Annotated in this window: 15 protein-coding genes; 6 read left to right on the plus strand and 9 right to left on the minus strand. The window is 72.3% G+C overall.

Annotated elements, in window-relative coordinates; all coding sequences use genetic code 11:
* Positions 1-51 precede the first annotated feature (51 nt).
* Together ACLJPY_RS43655 and ACLJPY_RS43660 are read right to left on the minus strand one after the other, a co-directional pair.
* Complete coding sequence (locus ACLJPY_RS43655) at positions 52-237, minus strand: DUF5302 domain-containing protein (protein ID WP_410571475.1); 186 nt, start codon at positions 235-237, stop codon at positions 52-54.
* Positions 238-319: 82 nt separating this feature from the next.
* Entirely contained in the window at positions 320-1,276 is a 957-nt protein-coding gene (locus ACLJPY_RS43660) for a winged helix-turn-helix transcriptional regulator (RefSeq protein WP_410596865.1), read from the minus strand.
* A gap of 125 nt (positions 1,277-1,401) precedes the next feature.
* Here ACLJPY_RS43660 and ACLJPY_RS43665 point away from each other — a divergent pair, with 125 nt between their 5' ends.
* From ACLJPY_RS43665 to ACLJPY_RS43680, 4 genes are all read left to right on the plus strand, one after another.
* Complete coding sequence (locus tag ACLJPY_RS43665; protein WP_410596866.1) at positions 1,402-2,874, plus strand: carotenoid oxygenase family protein; 1,473 nt, start codon at positions 1,402-1,404, stop codon at positions 2,872-2,874.
* A gap of 395 nt (positions 2,875-3,269) precedes the next feature.
* Positions 3,270-3,428 carry a hypothetical protein gene (locus ACLJPY_RS43670; RefSeq protein ID WP_410596867.1) on the plus strand — a complete coding sequence of 53 codons (159 nt, stop codon included), beginning with the start codon at positions 3,270-3,272 and terminating at the stop codon, positions 3,426-3,428.
* The gene (locus tag ACLJPY_RS43675; protein ID WP_410596868.1) at positions 3,425-4,408 is read left to right on the plus strand and encodes an LLM class F420-dependent oxidoreductase; all 984 of its coding nucleotides are present in this window, start codon (positions 3,425-3,427) and stop codon (positions 4,406-4,408) included. Before ACLJPY_RS43670 ends, ACLJPY_RS43675 begins: the two co-directional genes overlap by 4 nt.
* Positions 4,409-4,410: 2 nt before the next feature.
* On the plus strand, positions 4,411-4,929 hold the full coding sequence (locus tag ACLJPY_RS43680; RefSeq protein ID WP_410596869.1) for a pyridoxamine 5'-phosphate oxidase family protein: 519 nt from the start codon (positions 4,411-4,413) through the stop codon (positions 4,927-4,929).
* Here the strand turns inward: ACLJPY_RS43680 and ACLJPY_RS43685 are convergent.
* Positions 4,919-5,767 carry an SGNH/GDSL hydrolase family protein gene (locus ACLJPY_RS43685; protein ID WP_410596918.1) on the minus strand — a complete coding sequence of 283 codons (849 nt, stop codon included), beginning with the start codon at positions 5,765-5,767 and terminating at the stop codon, positions 4,919-4,921. The genes ACLJPY_RS43680 and ACLJPY_RS43685 overlap by 11 nt on opposite strands.
* Before the next feature lie 111 nt (positions 5,768-5,878).
* Between ACLJPY_RS43685 and ACLJPY_RS43690 the strand changes: the two genes are divergently transcribed.
* Positions 5,879-7,102: a PucR family transcriptional regulator gene (locus tag ACLJPY_RS43690; protein ID WP_410596870.1), complete on the plus strand. Its 1,224-nt coding sequence runs from the start codon at positions 5,879-5,881 to the stop codon at positions 7,100-7,102.
* 385 nt (positions 7,103-7,487) lie between these two features.
* Here the strand turns inward: ACLJPY_RS43690 and ACLJPY_RS43695 are convergent, their stop codons facing one another.
* Together ACLJPY_RS43695 and ACLJPY_RS43700 are read right to left on the minus strand one after the other, a co-directional pair.
* On the minus strand, positions 7,488-7,967 hold the full coding sequence (locus tag ACLJPY_RS43695) for a hypothetical protein (protein WP_410596871.1): 480 nt from the start codon (positions 7,965-7,967) through the stop codon (positions 7,488-7,490).
* Positions 7,968-8,048: 81 nt separating this feature from the next.
* The gene (locus tag ACLJPY_RS43700; RefSeq protein ID WP_410596872.1) at positions 8,049-8,915 is read right to left on the minus strand and encodes an alpha/beta fold hydrolase; all 867 of its coding nucleotides are present in this window, start codon (positions 8,913-8,915) and stop codon (positions 8,049-8,051) included.
* A gap of 67 nt (positions 8,916-8,982) precedes the next feature.
* On the opposite strand from ACLJPY_RS43700, the gene ACLJPY_RS43705 reads away from it, so the two are divergent.
* Complete coding sequence (locus tag ACLJPY_RS43705) at positions 8,983-9,714, plus strand: TetR/AcrR family transcriptional regulator (protein WP_410596873.1); 732 nt, start codon at positions 8,983-8,985, stop codon at positions 9,712-9,714.
* A 108-nt stretch (positions 9,715-9,822) separates the two neighbouring features.
* On the opposite strand, the gene ACLJPY_RS43710 is transcribed toward ACLJPY_RS43705, so the two are convergent.
* The 4 genes from ACLJPY_RS43710 to ACLJPY_RS43725 form a co-directional block, all read right to left on the minus strand.
* A complete protein-coding gene (locus ACLJPY_RS43710) occupies positions 9,823-10,467 on the minus strand; it encodes a TetR/AcrR family transcriptional regulator (RefSeq protein ID WP_410596874.1) in 645 nt (214 codons plus the stop codon).
* Positions 10,468-10,557: 90 nt separating this feature from the next.
* Positions 10,558-12,249 (minus strand): flavin monoamine oxidase family protein, encoded by a 1,692-nt coding sequence (locus ACLJPY_RS43715; protein WP_410596875.1) that lies wholly within the window; start codon positions 12,247-12,249, stop codon positions 10,558-10,560.
* On the minus strand, positions 12,246-12,989 hold the full coding sequence (locus tag ACLJPY_RS43720; RefSeq protein ID WP_410596876.1) for a carbon-nitrogen hydrolase family protein: 744 nt from the start codon (positions 12,987-12,989) through the stop codon (positions 12,246-12,248). The genes ACLJPY_RS43715 and ACLJPY_RS43720 overlap by 4 nt, the downstream gene beginning before the upstream one ends.
* The gene (locus ACLJPY_RS43725; RefSeq protein WP_410596877.1) at positions 12,986-14,377 is read right to left on the minus strand and encodes an amino acid permease; all 1,392 of its coding nucleotides are present in this window, start codon (positions 14,375-14,377) and stop codon (positions 12,986-12,988) included. The genes ACLJPY_RS43720 and ACLJPY_RS43725 overlap by 4 nt, the downstream gene beginning before the upstream one ends.
* Positions 14,378-14,434: the final 57 nt, after the last annotated feature.

Consider the following 14,434-nt stretch of genomic DNA (forward strand, 5'->3'; position numbering starts at 1 on the left):
CCCGGGGACGCCCCCCAGGGAAGGGCGGGGGAGGTTCCCGGGTCCGGCCTGCTAGCCGCTCTTGCGGCGGAAGGTCCGCTTGTTCGCCGCCGGGCCGTGGGCGTGCTGGTTCTTGCCGCCGCCGTTCTCGTGCGACGCTCCCGAGCGCGCGTGCGCCTGCTTGCGCTCCAGCGCTTCGCGGAACTTGCGCTTGACGTCGTCCTCCTCGCCGCTGGGCGACGGGTCCGGCTCACTCATGCATACCTCCGAAAACGACGACGTGTGACCGCTCCAGCCTGGCACCACCGCCACCCGTTGGCGAGCCGATTTCCGTCACCCTTCAGCGTTTGGGCGACGGCACGCCACCGAACCGGACCGACTTGCGGGTCAGCGGACGGCCGCAGTGGTCGCACAGCAGCATCGGGCGCAGGCGCTCGCCGCATTCGACGTGGTGCAGCGTGATGTCCGGTTCCTGGCCCGCCACCTCGAACCCGCGCGACCACTCCGCGATGAACGCCAGCGCCGGGAAGAACGCCAGGCCCTTCGCCGTCATCCGGTAGTCGCGCGCGTCGGCGCGCGTGGCCGCCGTGCCCGTCCGCAGCACGCCGACCTCGACGAGCTTGCTCAGCCGGGCCGACAGCACGCTCGGCCCGATGCCCAGCTCGCGCTCGAACTCCGAAAAGTGCCGGCAGCCGAGCAGCGCCGACACCAGCAGGCCGGTCGACCACCGGTCGCCGAGCAGTTCCATCGTGTCCGGGAAGAACATCAGCGGGTCGCCGGCCAGGGAATCCGCGTCCTTGCGGCGGAAGCGCTTGGACGCCGTCGCCGCCGCGACCCCCGTGCTGTCCAAGCGCGATGCACGGACGTCACGGGCGTCGACCCGGCGGCCGCAGGCGGCGCAGCCGAGAGGCGCTGATGTAGCCAGCTCACAGTCCAGGTGGATCAGCGTCGGCAGCACCTCGCGGCGGCCTTCGACCCACTCGCGCTCCCACGCCCAGATCGAGATCAGCAGGGGCCACAGCTCGAGGCCGCGTTCGGTGAGCCGGTACTCGTGGCGCGTCCGGCGCGCGTCCCGGTACGGCACGCGGGTGAGCATGCCCGCGTCCACCATGTCCCGCAGGCGTCCCGACAACGCCGTCGGCGAAATCCCCAGCCGCAGGCGCAGCTCTTCGTACCGCCGGAAGCGCAGGAACAGGCTCTGCAGGATGAGCAGCGTCCACTGGTCGCCGACCAGCTCGAGCGCCCGTCGCAGCGGATCGCCCGCCGGCCGGATGCGCTGTGCAGTCGCCTCCACCAAAGCTTCCCCCTCGTTACATCGCCTCCTGAGGGTAGCAGCTGGCTACACCAAAAGAAGCCTATTGACAGCTGGGTACACAAATCGTAGCCTCTTTTCATCAGCCTACGCAGCCAGGGAGCGGCCCGATGACCAGCACCTCCGAAGAGCCGCTCATGGTGGCCCGGGCGGCGGACAGCGGCGAGGACAACCCCTACCTGCTCGGCGTCTACGCCCCGGTCGGCACCGAGATCGACGCCGAAGACCTGCAGGTCATCGGCGAAATCCCGAAGGACCTCAACGGCGTCTACCTGCGCAACGGCCCGAACCCGCGGTTCGCCCCGGAAGGCCGGTACCACTGGTTCGACGGCGACGGCATGATCCACGCCGTCCACCTGGAGAACGGCAAGGCCCGCTACCGCAACCGCTGGGTCCGCACGAAGGCGTTCGAAGCCGAATCCGCGGCGGGCAAAGCGCTCTGGACCGGCGTCATGGAGAACCCGAAGGGCAACCCGTTCGGCAACGCGCACGGCCTGGGGCTCAAGGACAACGCCAACACCGACGTCGTCTTCCACCGCGGCCGCATCCTCGCCACCTGGTACCTGTGCGGCTCGCCGTACGCGGTCGACCCGCTCTCGCTGGAGACACTCGGCGCCGAAGACTTCCTCGGCACGCTGGCCGGCGACATGATGGCCCACCCCAAGGTCGACGAGACCACCGGCGAGCTGTTCTGGTTCGACTACGGGCCCCGCCCGCCGTACCTGCGCTACGGCGTGATCAGCGCGGACGGCCGGGTCGTGCGCACCACCGACGTCGAGCTGCCGGGCCCGCGCCTGCCGCACGACATGGCCATCACCGAGCACTACGCGGTGCTGATGGACCTGCCGCTGGTCCAGGACCCGGTGGCGGCGAAGCAGGGGCGCCACAAGCTGCACTTCGACCGCTCGCTGCCGAGCCGGTTCGGTGTCCTGCCACGCTACGGAGACGGTAGCCAGGTGCGGTGGTTCGAAGCGAGCCCGTGCTACATCTACCACGTCGTCAACGCGTGGGAAGAGGGCGACGAAGTCATCCTCGACGTCTGCCGGGTGCGCCGGCCGGCCCCGCGGGCCGACGCGCACACGCCGCTCGCGAAGATGCTCTCCTACCTGCGCCTGGACGCCCAGCTGCACCGCTACCGCTTCGACCTGCGGACCGGCGCGTGCCACGAGGCTCCGCTCGACGACGACAACACCGAGTTCCCGACCGTCGACGCCCGCGGCGTCGGGCGGCGGAACCGGTACTCCTACACGGTGCACATCTCGCCCGAGTCGACGCTGAAGTTCGACGGGCTGGTGCGCCGCGACGATCTTGCCGGTACGAAGACCGAATACCGGTTCGGTCCCGGCCGGTGGGGCAGCGAGGCTCCGTTCGCACCCCGCGAAGGAGCACCCGTCGGTTCGGCGGACGGGTACCTGGTGACGTTCGTGCAGGACGAGCGCGAGGGGCGCTCGGAACTGGACATCTTCGACGCCGCCGACCTCGCTGCCGGACCCGTGGCCAGGGTCCTGCTTCCCCAGCGCGTCCCGCTCGGTTTTCACGCGACCTGGGTCCGGGCGGACCAGCTGGACAGCCTCCGCACCTGAACGCACCGGCCGAGAGGGTCGCGCCCGGGCCGGCCCGGGCGTGGGGACGGTGCGCCGCGGAGACGATCGGCCGGCTCGAAGGGAGCGGGTGGGTACCCACCCGGAGGGCTCGTGCCGGTCGATCGGAATCACCGAACACCGCACCCGGTCGGGGAGGCCGGGGCGCGGTGCACCCGGAAAGCGGTTCCCGGGCGCGTCTTCTGCTCGCCGGAGGGATGCGAGCAGACGGCGTCGCCCGGTCGTCACCCCGTATGGTGCTGCCGGGCACCGGGGTGCCACCCGCGACCGGGGTACGGCGGGCAGCCGCTCGCCGGGGCGGCCTTGGGCTGGGCGCCGGTTCGTCGTCTCCCGGGGACGACGAACCGGCCGGCCGCGCTCGGATGGGGAGGGTGTGCGTGAGGCTTTCGGTGTCGCTGGGGTTGTGGCAGGACCGGCCGCCGGAGGAGGCGCTGGACACTGCCCGCGCGGCCGAGGCCGCCGGCTACCGGGAGTTGTGGATCGGTGAGATGGCGACGTGGGACGTTTTCGCGCTCGGATGGGGAGGGTGTGCGTGAGGCTTTCGGTGTCGCTGGGGTTGTGGCAGGACCGGCCGCCGGAGGAGGCGCTGGACACGGCCCGGGCAGCCGAGGCCGCCGGCTACCCGGAGCTGTGGATCGGCGAAATGGCGACGTGGGACGCCTTCGCGCTCGGCACCGCGATCGGGGCCGCCACCTCGCGGATTTCCCTCACCTTCGGGCCGTTGGCGGTGACCGTGCGCGACCCGGCGACGATCGCCGTGGGGGTTGCCTCGGTGGCCGCGCTGACCGGCCGTACGACCGGCGTCGCGCTCGGGACGCCGAGTGACGTCGTCGTGCGCGGCTGGCACGGCCGCTCGCGCGATCGTCCGGCCACGGCGCTGGCGGAGTCCGCCGTCGCGGTCCGGCAGCTGCTGGCCGGCGAAAAGTCCGCGGTGGACGGCCGGGTCGTCGGCTCGCGGGGTTACCGGCTGCGGCTGGCCGCCCCGCGTTCTCCGTTGACGATCGCCGCGTTCGGGCCGCGGGCGATCGAGGTCGCCGCGCGGTACGCCGACCGGATGGTCGTCAACCTCGTCAGCCCCGCCGCCGCGGCGACGCTGGTGCGCGGGCTGCGCGCCGCCGCCGAGCGCATCGGGACCACCCCGCCGCCGGTGGCCGCGTGGGTGGCGGCCGCGGCCGACCCGGGACCGGCCGAGCTCGAACAGCTCCGCCGGGGCGTGGTCGGCTACCTGGCCGCGCCCGGTTACGCCGACATGTTCCGCGCGGAAGGCTTCGGCGACCTCGTCGACTTCGCGCGCACCCGGCCGCACCCGCGTGAACTCCTGGCCGCGGTGCCGGCCGAGGCCGTCGCCGCGGTCGGGCTCTTCGGCACCTCCGCCGAGATCGTCGCGAAGGTCGGCGAGTACGCGGCCGCCGGGCTCGACGAGCTGGCGATCGTGCCCGCGACCGGCGACGACGACCCCGGTGGCGGAAAAACCCTCGCCGCGTGTCGATCCGCGGCCGGCCCGTTCGACGCGTAGGCATGACCGAACCCAACGCAACCAAGAACCTCGACCGATCCGGGTCCGCGGCGCTGCCGTGGAGCAGGGCGCGCGACCTCCTCGCCACCCAGACCCCCGCGGAGGACCTGACGTTCTTCGTCGGGACCGTCCGCCCCGACGGGCGCCCGCACGCCGCCGGCGTCGGGGCCATCTGGGTCGACGACGCCCTGTACTTCGTGAGCGGGCCGGGCACCCGCCGGGCCCGCAACCTGGCGGCGAACCCGGCGTGCACCGTGTCGGTGCGGCTGCGCGGTCTCGACCTCACGATGGAAGGGGAGGCCCGCCGCCGCACCGACCCCGAGACCCTCGAGCAGGTGGCCGCCGTCTACCGCTCGGGCGGCTGGCCCGCGACGGTGCTGGACGAGGGCTTCACCGCCTCCTTCATGGCACCGACCGGCGGCCCGGCGCCCTGGCACCTGTACCGGCTCACGCTGCACCGGGCCTTCGGCATCGCCACCGCCGCGCCCCACGGCGCCAGCCGCTGGGACTTCACCGGCTGACCGCCGTGGCGACGAGCCCACCGATGGCCACCATGCCGTCGGCGTTCGGGTGCAGCGGCGCGGCGACCGACGTCGGAACCAGGCTCTCGAACCACTTGACGCCGGGCACCTTGCAGACGTCGTGGCCGATCGAGGCCGTCCGCACGTCGACGTAGTGCGCGGCGTGCGCGGCGGCCTGGCGGGCCAGTGCGGCATTGGTCCTGTCGATGCTGCCCTGGATGTAGTTCGCGTCACGCGGGGTCAGCGGCGCGATCGGCCAGCAGCCGTCGTGCGGCAGGTAGGTGCCGTACCCGGCCACGAAGACGGCGGCGTTCGGCGCCTTGGCGTGGATCGCGTCCAGCAGGGCGCCCCACACCGGCTCGAACGCGGCGATCTTCTCGGCCAGCTGGTCGTGACCGCCCGCGGTGAACCGGTCGACGCAGTCGGGGTTGATGCCGGGCAGCAGGTTGATGCAGCTCGTCGCCGCGCCGACCAGGCCGATGTCGTTGCCGCCGATGGTCACGGTCACCGTGCGGGTCCGCTCGCTCAACGCGTCCAGCTGCGGCGGCACCGCGCCGGACGGCGTCTGCTGCGGCGAGGTCATGTCCGCCGTCGTCGCGCCGGAGCAGGTGACGTCCCGCAGTGGCACGCCGAGGTCCTTCGCGGCGACGTGCGGGTAGTCGAGCAGCGACCGGAGGCAGCCGGGGGAGGAGAGGTCCCACGGCGGGATCAGCGGCCCGGCCGCCGCGGAGTCCCCCAGCGCCACGTACTCGCCGTCGGTGCCCGCCGCCGCCGTGCCCGCTGTCGCGCCGGTCGTGAGCGCGGTGACCATGATCGCGATGAACGCCGTCGTCCTCACTCGCACGCCGTCCTCCTTGACGCTGTGCCGACTGTTGGTCTCCGTGACACCATCGACACCGGGCGTGGCCGGATTGACTGGGAATCCGGGCAGAGAACGAGGGGATCGGTTGTGACCGAGCACAAAAGCGGCGGGGACCTGACCCTCGGCGGCCAGCGCGTGCACGAGCGGCTCACCCGGGAGGAGCCCGAGCTCATCGCCCGCGTGCTCGCGCGGATCCAGGCCGAGGTCGCCGACTACCGGCGGCTCCCGGTCGAGGAACTGGCCGGTGACATCGCGGGCATCACGCGGCAGGCGGTGCGGGCGTTCGCGCGCAGCCTGCGCGAGGACCGCGAGCTGAACGCGGCCGAACTGCGGCAGGTCGGCGCGTCGGCGGTCCGGCGGGCGGAGGAGGGGTTCCCGCTGGAGGCCGTGCTGACCGCCTACCACGTCGGCGCGCGGGAGATCTTCGCCGTCGGGTCCGCTTCGTCGGGCCGCGCGGACGTCGCCGATCTCCTCGATGTCGCGGACCGGGTGCTGGCGTTCGTCGGCACGGTCACCGGCGCGGTCACCCGCGGCTACCTGGAGGAGCTGCGCACGAAGGTCGGGCAGGAGCACACCGCGCGCCGGACGCTGCTGTCGGTGCTCGTCGACGGCGGCCCGGTCGACGTCGTCGCCCGCAGCGCCGGGATCACCCTGCCCGCGCGGTACCTCGTGCTGAGCGTCGAATTGGGGCCGCACGCGGACGAGGGGTCGCCGGAGGTGGACGCGGCCATCGCGGTCCGCCGCAAGCTCCGCCGGTTCCTCGCGGCGTTCGAACGGTGCTGCGGCGACGGGGTGCTGGCGTCACTGGACGGTCCCGGCGGCCTGGTGCTGCTGCCGGTGGCCGGCCGCGGCCCGGATCGGCACGCCGTGCTCGACGCGGCCGGGCGCGCGGCCGGCGTCACCGTGCTGGCGGCGGCGGAAACGGCGGCGCCGTCGGAGGTCCGCGCGGTGGCGGCGCAGACCGGCGAGGTGCTGGACGTGCTGCGGTGGTTCGGCCGGCCGCCGGGCCTGTACCACCTCGACGACGTCCTGGTGGAGTACCAGCTGACCCGCCCGGGAGCGGCCCGCGACCGCCTGGCGGCGGCGCTCGACCCGCTGGACGCGCACCCGGAGCTGGTGGAGACGCTGGACGCGTACCTGCGCCTGGACACGAACCGCCGCCGCACGGCGGCCCAGCTCCACGTCCACCCCAACACGGTGGACTACCGCCTCCGCCGCATCCGCGACCTGACCGGCATCGACCCCCTCCACCCGGCGGGCCTGCCCCGCATCATCGCGGCCTCCGCCGCCCGCCGCGCCACCCACCCCTAACCCACCTCCCGCAAGATGCCCCCCCCCGAATCACGCGAGATGCCCCTCCAATCACGCGAGATGCCCCGCCAATCACGCGAGATGCCCCTCCAATCACGCGAGATCCGTGCCCGATCACGCGAGTTCCGCCGCTGATCACGCCGGCCGACCCTCCGGGTACGCAGCCCGACCCTCCAGGTACGCAGGCCGACCCTCTACGTACGCAGGCCGACTGTTTGAGTACGCGAGTCGACTTCCCAATCACGCGGGTCGGTCTGCGGATCGCGGGCGCCGGCGCCGGAGCACCCCGGCTGGCGAATTCGCGTACCTGGAGAGTCGGCTCGTGTACCCGGACGGTCGGTTCGCGTTCCTGGAGGGTCGGTTCGCGGGGGTGGGGCCGCGCGCCTCACGGCACCCGGAGCACCCGCCCGGCGAACTCGCGTACCTGGACGGCCGACTCGCGTACCTGGAGGGTCGGCTCGCGTACCTGGAGGGTCGGCTTGCGTACCTGGAGGGTCGGCTCGCGTACCTGGAGGGTCGGCTTGCGTACCTGGAGGGTCGGTTTGCGTACCTGGAGGGTCGAGGCGGCGCGGGCCAGGGCGCCGGTGACCAACGTCGAGGCCAGGACCAGGGCGGCGAGGGCGGAGCCGGAGCCGAACGTCAGCTCCCCGAACCGGCCCAGCACGAAACCCACGTGCAACGCCCAGGCGACCACGCCGACGCCCGTCGCGGCAACAAGGCCGGTGCGGTAGGCGGAAGCCAGGACGACCGCGCCCAGCGTGACCAACGCGTACCACGGATGAGCCGTCGCGCCGGCCAGGTCCGCCGCGGTCACCGCCGCGATCGCCGCCACGCTTCCGAACGGGAACCCGAAGCCCTCTGCCATGGGGACAGTCCAGTCCCGAAGGCGGGCACCGGCGTGAGCCAGGACACGTTCCCTACGCCCTGACCCCCGGTTCTTTACGCGCTATTGACCTGCCATGCCCGCGATCGCGTCCACCAGCGAAGGCCAGACCGCCCGCGGCAGGTTGTGCCCCATCCCCGGGATCACGACCAGCTCCGCGCCCGGGATCGCCTCCGCCGTCGCCTTGCCGCCGCTCACGTTGATCAGCGGGTCCGCGTCGCCGTGGACGACCAACGCAGGCAAGCGCACCGAGCGCAGACGAGCGGTGCGGTCGCCCGACGCCACCACCGCCGCCGCGTGGCGCATGGTGCCCACCGGGTGGCGGGCGCGGTCGTAGTGCAACGTCGCCTTGGCCAGCAGGAACGCCTCGTCGTCCGGGTAGCCGGGGGAGCCGAGCCGCCGGTAGCCCTCGACGCTGTCGGCGAGCGCCTGTTCGCGGGTCGACGCCGGTGGGCGCGTCAGCAGCGCCAGCGCCCACGGCTCGGCCTGCCCGACCGCCGGATCGCCGGTGGTCGACATGATCGACGTGACCGACAGCAGCCGGTCCGGGTGGTCGATGGCCAGCTGCTGCACGATCATCCCGCCCATCGACGCCCCCACTACGTGCGCCTGGGAGATGCCCAGCGCGTCGAACAGCCCGACGGCGTCGTCCGCCATGTCCGACAGCGTGTACGGCGCACTCGACAGGTCGTCGGCGGCCAGCGCGGCCAGGTCCGGCGGGGGCAGGTGGTCGAGCCACGTCGAGAGCCCGACGTCCCGGTTGTCGTAGCGCACGACGTAGAACCCGCGGCCGGCGAGCAGCTCGCAGAAGTCCTCCTCCCAGGTGATCATCTGGGCGCCGAGGCCCATCACCAGTACCAGCGGCGGGGCCGCCGGGTCGCCGAAGGTGTCGTACTCGAGCTCGAGACCGTTGGCCTGTGCGCGTGCCATGCCCCGATCCTGCCGTACCCGTGCGGAGCTGGCACCCGGCCCGGCGGTGCGGATACGGTTACACCCCATGCCGACCTCATCCTCGGGCACGGGACAGCCGCCCCGGTCGCGGGCCGCCGCCGGGCTGCCGGCGCTGACCGCCGACTCGATCGTCAGCGCGGCCACCGCCCTCACCGCCCAGCGCGGCCTGGACAACTGGACGCTGCGGGAGCTCGCCCGCGCCGTCGAGGCCTACCCGGCGGTGGTCTACCACCACGTCGGCGACCGGGACGCGGTGGTCAACGCCGTCGTCGACCGGGTCGTCGGGCTGATCGAGCTGCCGGTGGACCGGCTGCCGTGGCAGGAGTGGTTCACCGAGCTGCTGGCCGGCCTGCGCGCGGTGCTGCGGAGCTACCCGGGCTGCGCGCGGCGGCTGGCGCTGTTCGGACCGTCCGTCAAGGCGGCCACGCGCACCATCGACGCGGGCATCGGCGTGCTGCTGGACGCCGGGTTCGGCCGCGAGAGCGTGCTGGCCTACAACCTGCTGCTGATGACCGCGTGCCAGTTCGTCGCGATGGAGGACGACCGCGACGGCGCACTCGCCCTGCGGATCGACAACACCGAGGAGTACGCGACCTACCGCGAGCGGGCCGACCTGCGGGGGATGGCGGAGCTGGGCGCGGCGATGCACGACCTGATGGGCGACCCGGACCTCGCCTCGGGCTACTACGCACAGCTCTACGACTACGCGGTCCGGCGCTGCCTCGACGGGCTCGCGCACCGGTTGAACGAACTGCACGAATCGGACAGCGAAGGTTGACAGCGACTTGACAGTGCCGCGGCGTACCGTGAGCGTGCGTCGGTGGTTCGCCCACTGACCCGGAGCCCCTGGCGCCCTCCTCCCCCTCGTGGCGCCGGGGGCTTCGGTCTATTCGCCCTGCCGCGGGGCCGGCGGCTCCGCCTGGATGGCCGGGAAGATCTCGCCGACCAGGGTCACGAGCGACTTCGACAGCAGCAGGTGCACCTGGTCGCGGGTCAGTGACCCTCGCACGAGCCACTCCCGGCCCGCCGACTTGACCATCCCGCCGAACGCGCGCACCAGCGCGTTCAGCTCGGGCCCGTGCTCGCTCTCCCGCGACAGCCCGACGGCTTCCAGCACGCGGTCGGCGGATTCGCGGTCGGCTTCTTCGAGGATGCGCTCCACCTCGAGGTCGCGGCCGATGCCCTCGGGCGCGATGGCGGCCAGCCACATCCGTTCCTGGCTGGTGACCATGTCGAGGAACCACTCGATGGCGACGTCGGCGCGCAGTTCGAGCGGCCCTTCGGGGAGGATCTCGACGGCCAGCCGCGGCACGGTCAGCGCGCGGCGGATGATTTCCAGGTACAGCTCGCGCTTGGTGCCGAAGTAGTGGTTGATCAGCCCCCGCGCCACCCCGGCGGCCGCGGCTATGTCCGAAGTGGACACTGCGGAATAGGGACGCTCACCGAACAGCCGCGCCGCACAAGCGTAGATCTGTTCCTTCCGTTCGTCCGGTTCCAGTCTTCGCCATCTCGGCGCCGGCTCGGTGTTCATGCGCTCATCGTCGCACGGGCCGTTGCGCCGGGCAGGGTAGTGAGCACGATGTCGGATGCGGTCCGCCGCCAATACCCGATCGGGGCACGGTCAGTCCGGCAGCGTGATCGGGGCGATGTCCGCGAAGCCGTCACCCGGGCCCGGGTTCGCCGGATCGGTCGCCCCGCCGAAGTGGTGCAGCACGCCCCACACGGCGTTCAACGCGGTCTGCACCGCGCCCTCGGCCCACCCCGCCGTCCACGAGATGTCGTCGCCGGCCAGGAACAGGCCGCGGTACCGCGGTTCCAGCTCGTCCTGCACGAAGTGGGTGAACAGCCGCTGCTGGTAGCGGTAGTGGCCGGGCAGGTTCGCCTTGAACGCGCCCATGAAGTGCGGCTCGGCCTCCCACGACACCGTCACCGGGTCGCCGATGATGTGCCGCCGGACGTCGACACCCGGGTAGATCTCGCGCAGCGACTGCAGCATGACCTCGACGCGCTCGCCCACTGACAGCGGCAGCCACTTCAGCGAGTCGTCGGCCCACGTGTAGGACAGGCAGATCACCGCGGGCTTGGCCGGGTCGTCGCCGAGCAGGTACGTGCCGCGCGGCATCCGGTCGGTGAGCGTCATGCTCATCGCGTCGCGGCCGGTGCCCGGGTCGCGGTCCAGCCAGAACGGCCGGTCGACCGGCACGAACACCTTCGACGACGCCATGTAGTGCGTGCGCTCGATCGCCGTCCAGTGGTCGATCGGGAACAGCGCTTCGTCGCACTCGATGTTGGCCAGCAGCATCCAGCTCTGCGCGGTGAACACCGCGGCCGGGAACGTCCGGATGTGGCCTTCCGCGTCCGTCACGGTGATGTTGGCGGGTGCTGTTCGGTGCAGCCGCGCGACGCCGGGCTGCGGCCGTCCGCCGTGCAGCGTGCTCAGGCTGGTGCCCGCCGGCCAGAACGCGATGTCCTCCGGCGCGTGCTCCCACAGCCGCAGCGGCAGCTGCCTGCTGCCGCCGGTGATGCTGCGGTGCTCGTCGTCGGCGCCGGTGTAGACCACCCGCAGGATCTCCAGGATGGAGTTCGGGAAATCGGTGTCCCAGCCGCCGGTGCCGAAGCCGACCTGGCCGAAGATCTCCCGGTGGCGGAAGGAGGCGAACGCGGGGGAGTCGCAGAGGAAGCCGTAGAACGTCTGGTTGTCCAGCCGCGGGACGAGCTCGTTCCACAGCCGTTTGACCGTTTTCGCGTCGCGGTCGCGGATCGCCGTCTGCATCTCGGCGAAGCAGGCGTGCTCGGCCAGCGTCCGGTCCCAGGCCGCGGCGACCTCGCGGAAGACGGCGGGCAGGTCCTCGGGGGTGCGCGCGTAGTGGCTCTGTCCCTTGAGGTCGACGACCGTGCTCGGCGTCCCCGGCGCCAGCGGGTTCGGGAACGGCGTGGTCTCCAGCCCGACCTTGTCGATGTAGTGGAACAACGCGGTCGACGCGGGCGGGAAGCGCATCGCGCCCATCTCGGCGACGACGTCGTCCGGGCAGCCCGGGAACCGCACGGTCCGCAGCCGGCCGCCGAGTTCGCCGATCTCGTACACCACCGGCCGCAGGCCCAGCTTCATCAGCTCGTACGCGGTGACGATGCCGGACAGGCCGCCGCCGATCACCGCCACCTCGGTGCCGTGCCGCCCGGCCGGCAGCGTGCCGAGGCCGGCGGGGTGGGCGAGGTAGTCGTCGTAGGCGAACGGGAAGTCCGGGCCGAACATCGTGATCGGGCGGCCCGCCGGTTCGTCGTGGTGGATCGCGGTCGGGACGGCGGAGGTCATGCGGTGGTTCCCCGGTACAGTTCGGGCCGTCGGTCGGCCAGGTGGGTGTTCTCCAGGCGGGACGCGGTCAGGGCGTCCCGCGTGACGTCGGCGGCGATCACCTCGGGCCCGGCACCGGCGCGGGCGAGCACCTCGCCGGTCGGGGCCACCACGCAGGACCGCCCGCAGTAGGTCAGCTCCTGCTCGGTGTCGCAGCGGTTGGCGTAGGCGACGAACAGCTGGCTCTCGTAGGCCCGCGCGGGCACGAGCGTGTCGGCGACCAGTTCGTACGGGTGCATCAGCGCGGTCGGCACGACCAGCAGTTCGGTGCCGGCCAGCGCGTGCGCGCGGACCAGTTCCGGGAATTCGACGTCGTAGCAGATCAGCAGCCCGACCCGGACGCCGCCGAGGTCGGCCTGCACCACGGGTTCGTCGCCGGGGGTGAACCAGGCCTTGTCGAGGTCGCCGAAGAGGTGCGTCTTGCGGTAGTTGGCCAGCCGCCGCCCGGTCGCGTCGACGAGCTGGACGCTGTTGTAGACGTGCTCGCCGTCGGTTTCCGGGTAGCCGTACACCAGCGCGGAGCCCAGTTGCCGGGCCAGCGCGGCCATCCGGGCTGCGGTGGGCCCGTCGGCGGGCTCGGCGAGCTCGTGCGTGCGCGCGCCGATGTGGTAGCCGGTGGTGCTCATCTCCGCGGTGACGACGAGGTCGGCGCCGGCCCGGGACAGGTCGCCGAGCGGGCCCTGGTGGATCGCGACTCTCACGCCAGCCTCGACTTCCGGATCCCGTAGCCGAAGTAGATCAGCAGGCCCAGGACCATCCAGGCGCCGAAGACCAGCCAGGTGGCGCCGTCGAGGCTGAGCATCATGTACGCGCAGCAGAGCACACCCAGGACCGGCGTCACCGGCGAAAGCGGGACGCGGAACGAGCGCGGGCGGTCGGGCTGGCGCTTGCGCAGCAGCAGGACGGCCACGTTGACCAGCCCGAACGCGAACAGCGTCCCGATGCTGGTGGCGTCGGCCAGCTTCCCCAGCGGGATGAACGCGGCCAGTGCGGCGACGAAGGCGGACACCACGAGGGTGTTGATCCGCGGGGAACCGGTCTTGGCATCCACTTTGGACAAGACGGCCGGGACGAGCCCGTCGCGGGACATCGCGAACAGGATGCGCGTCTGCCCGTAGAGGACGGTCAGCACGACGCTGGAGATCGCCACGATCGCGCCGACGGCCAGCAGCCCGGCCCAGAACGGGTTGTCCGAGACGACGTCGAGCACGTGCGAGAGGGCCGCTTCCTGGCCGTCGAACTGCTGCCACGGCAGCGCGCCGACGGCGGCCACCGCGACCAGGCAGTACAGCACGGTGACGATGCCGAGCGAAAGCAGGATCGCCCGCGGCAGGTCGCGCTGCGGGTTCTTCGCCTCCTCGCCGGCCGTCGAGGCGGCGTCGAAGCCGATGTAGGAGAAGAACAGCTTGGCGCCGCCGGCGCTCAGCCCGGCCAGGCCGAGCGGCAGGAACGGCGTGAAGTTCTTCGCCTGCACCGCGCTGAAGGCGATCGCGCAGAAGAGCACCAGCGTGCCGATCTTGACCACGACCATGACCACGTTGGCCCGCGCGCTCTCCTTCGCCCCGGACAGCAGCAGCACCATCGCGAGGACCACCACGAGGATGGCGGGCACGTTGACCACCCCGCCCGAGCCCGGCGGCTGGCTGAGCGCGTCGGGGATGGCGAAGCCGAAGGCCAGCCGCAGCAGTTCGTTCAGGTACTGGCCCCAGCCGACGGCGACCGACGCCACCGAGACGCCGTATTCGAGCACCAGGCACCATCCGCAGACCCAGGCGACGAGCTCGCCGAGCGTGGCGTAGGTGTAGGAGTAGGAGGAGCCCGACAGCGGGATCATCCCGGCCAGCTCGGCGTAGGACAGCGCCGAGAACAACGCCGTGACGCCGGCGAGCACGAACGAGAGGACCACCGCCGGGCCGGCCACCGGGACGGCCTCGCCGAGCACGACGAAGATGCCGCTGCCCAGCGTCGCCCCGATGCTGAGCGTGGTGAGCTGCCCGAGGCCGAGCGACCGCCGCAACGTGCCATGATCACCTTCGGCGACCAGGTCGGCGACCGGTTTCCGCCGCACCGTCGCGGCTCGCAAAGTCATGCCGACGACGGTAACGGTCGTTTCCGGAGGGGAAAACACGAGAACGTTGCGCGTACA

The sequence above is a fragment of the Amycolatopsis sp. lyj-23 genome (assembly GCF_046549135.1).
In the GTDB taxonomy this organism is placed as follows: domain Bacteria; phylum Actinomycetota; class Actinomycetes; order Mycobacteriales; family Pseudonocardiaceae; genus Amycolatopsis.

Coding starts and splice junctions, on each gene's coding strand:
- ACLJPY_RS43655 (WP_410571475.1), bottom strand. CDS start 237: ATGAGTGAGCCGGACCCGTCGCCCAGCGGCGAGGAGGACGACGTCAAG.
- ACLJPY_RS43665 (WP_410596866.1), top strand. CDS start 1,402: ATGACCAGCACCTCCGAAGAGCCGCTCATGGTGGCCCGGGCGGCGGAC.
- ACLJPY_RS43680 (WP_410596869.1), top strand. CDS start 4,411: ATGACCGAACCCAACGCAACCAAGAACCTCGACCGATCCGGGTCCGCG.
- ACLJPY_RS43695 (WP_410596871.1), bottom strand. CDS start 7,967: ATGGCAGAGGGCTTCGGGTTCCCGTTCGGAAGCGTGGCGGCGATCGCG.
- ACLJPY_RS43700 (WP_410596872.1), bottom strand. CDS start 8,915: ATGGCACGCGCACAGGCCAACGGTCTCGAGCTCGAGTACGACACCTTC.
- ACLJPY_RS43705 (WP_410596873.1), top strand. CDS start 8,983: ATGCCGACCTCATCCTCGGGCACGGGACAGCCGCCCCGGTCGCGGGCC.
- ACLJPY_RS43710 (WP_410596874.1), bottom strand. CDS start 10,467: ATGAACACCGAGCCGGCGCCGAGATGGCGAAGACTGGAACCGGACGAA.
- ACLJPY_RS43715 (WP_410596875.1), bottom strand. CDS start 12,249: ATGACCTCCGCCGTCCCGACCGCGATCCACCACGACGAACCGGCGGGC.
- ACLJPY_RS43725 (WP_410596877.1), bottom strand. CDS start 14,377: ATGACTTTGCGAGCCGCGACGGTGCGGCGGAAACCGGTCGCCGACCTG.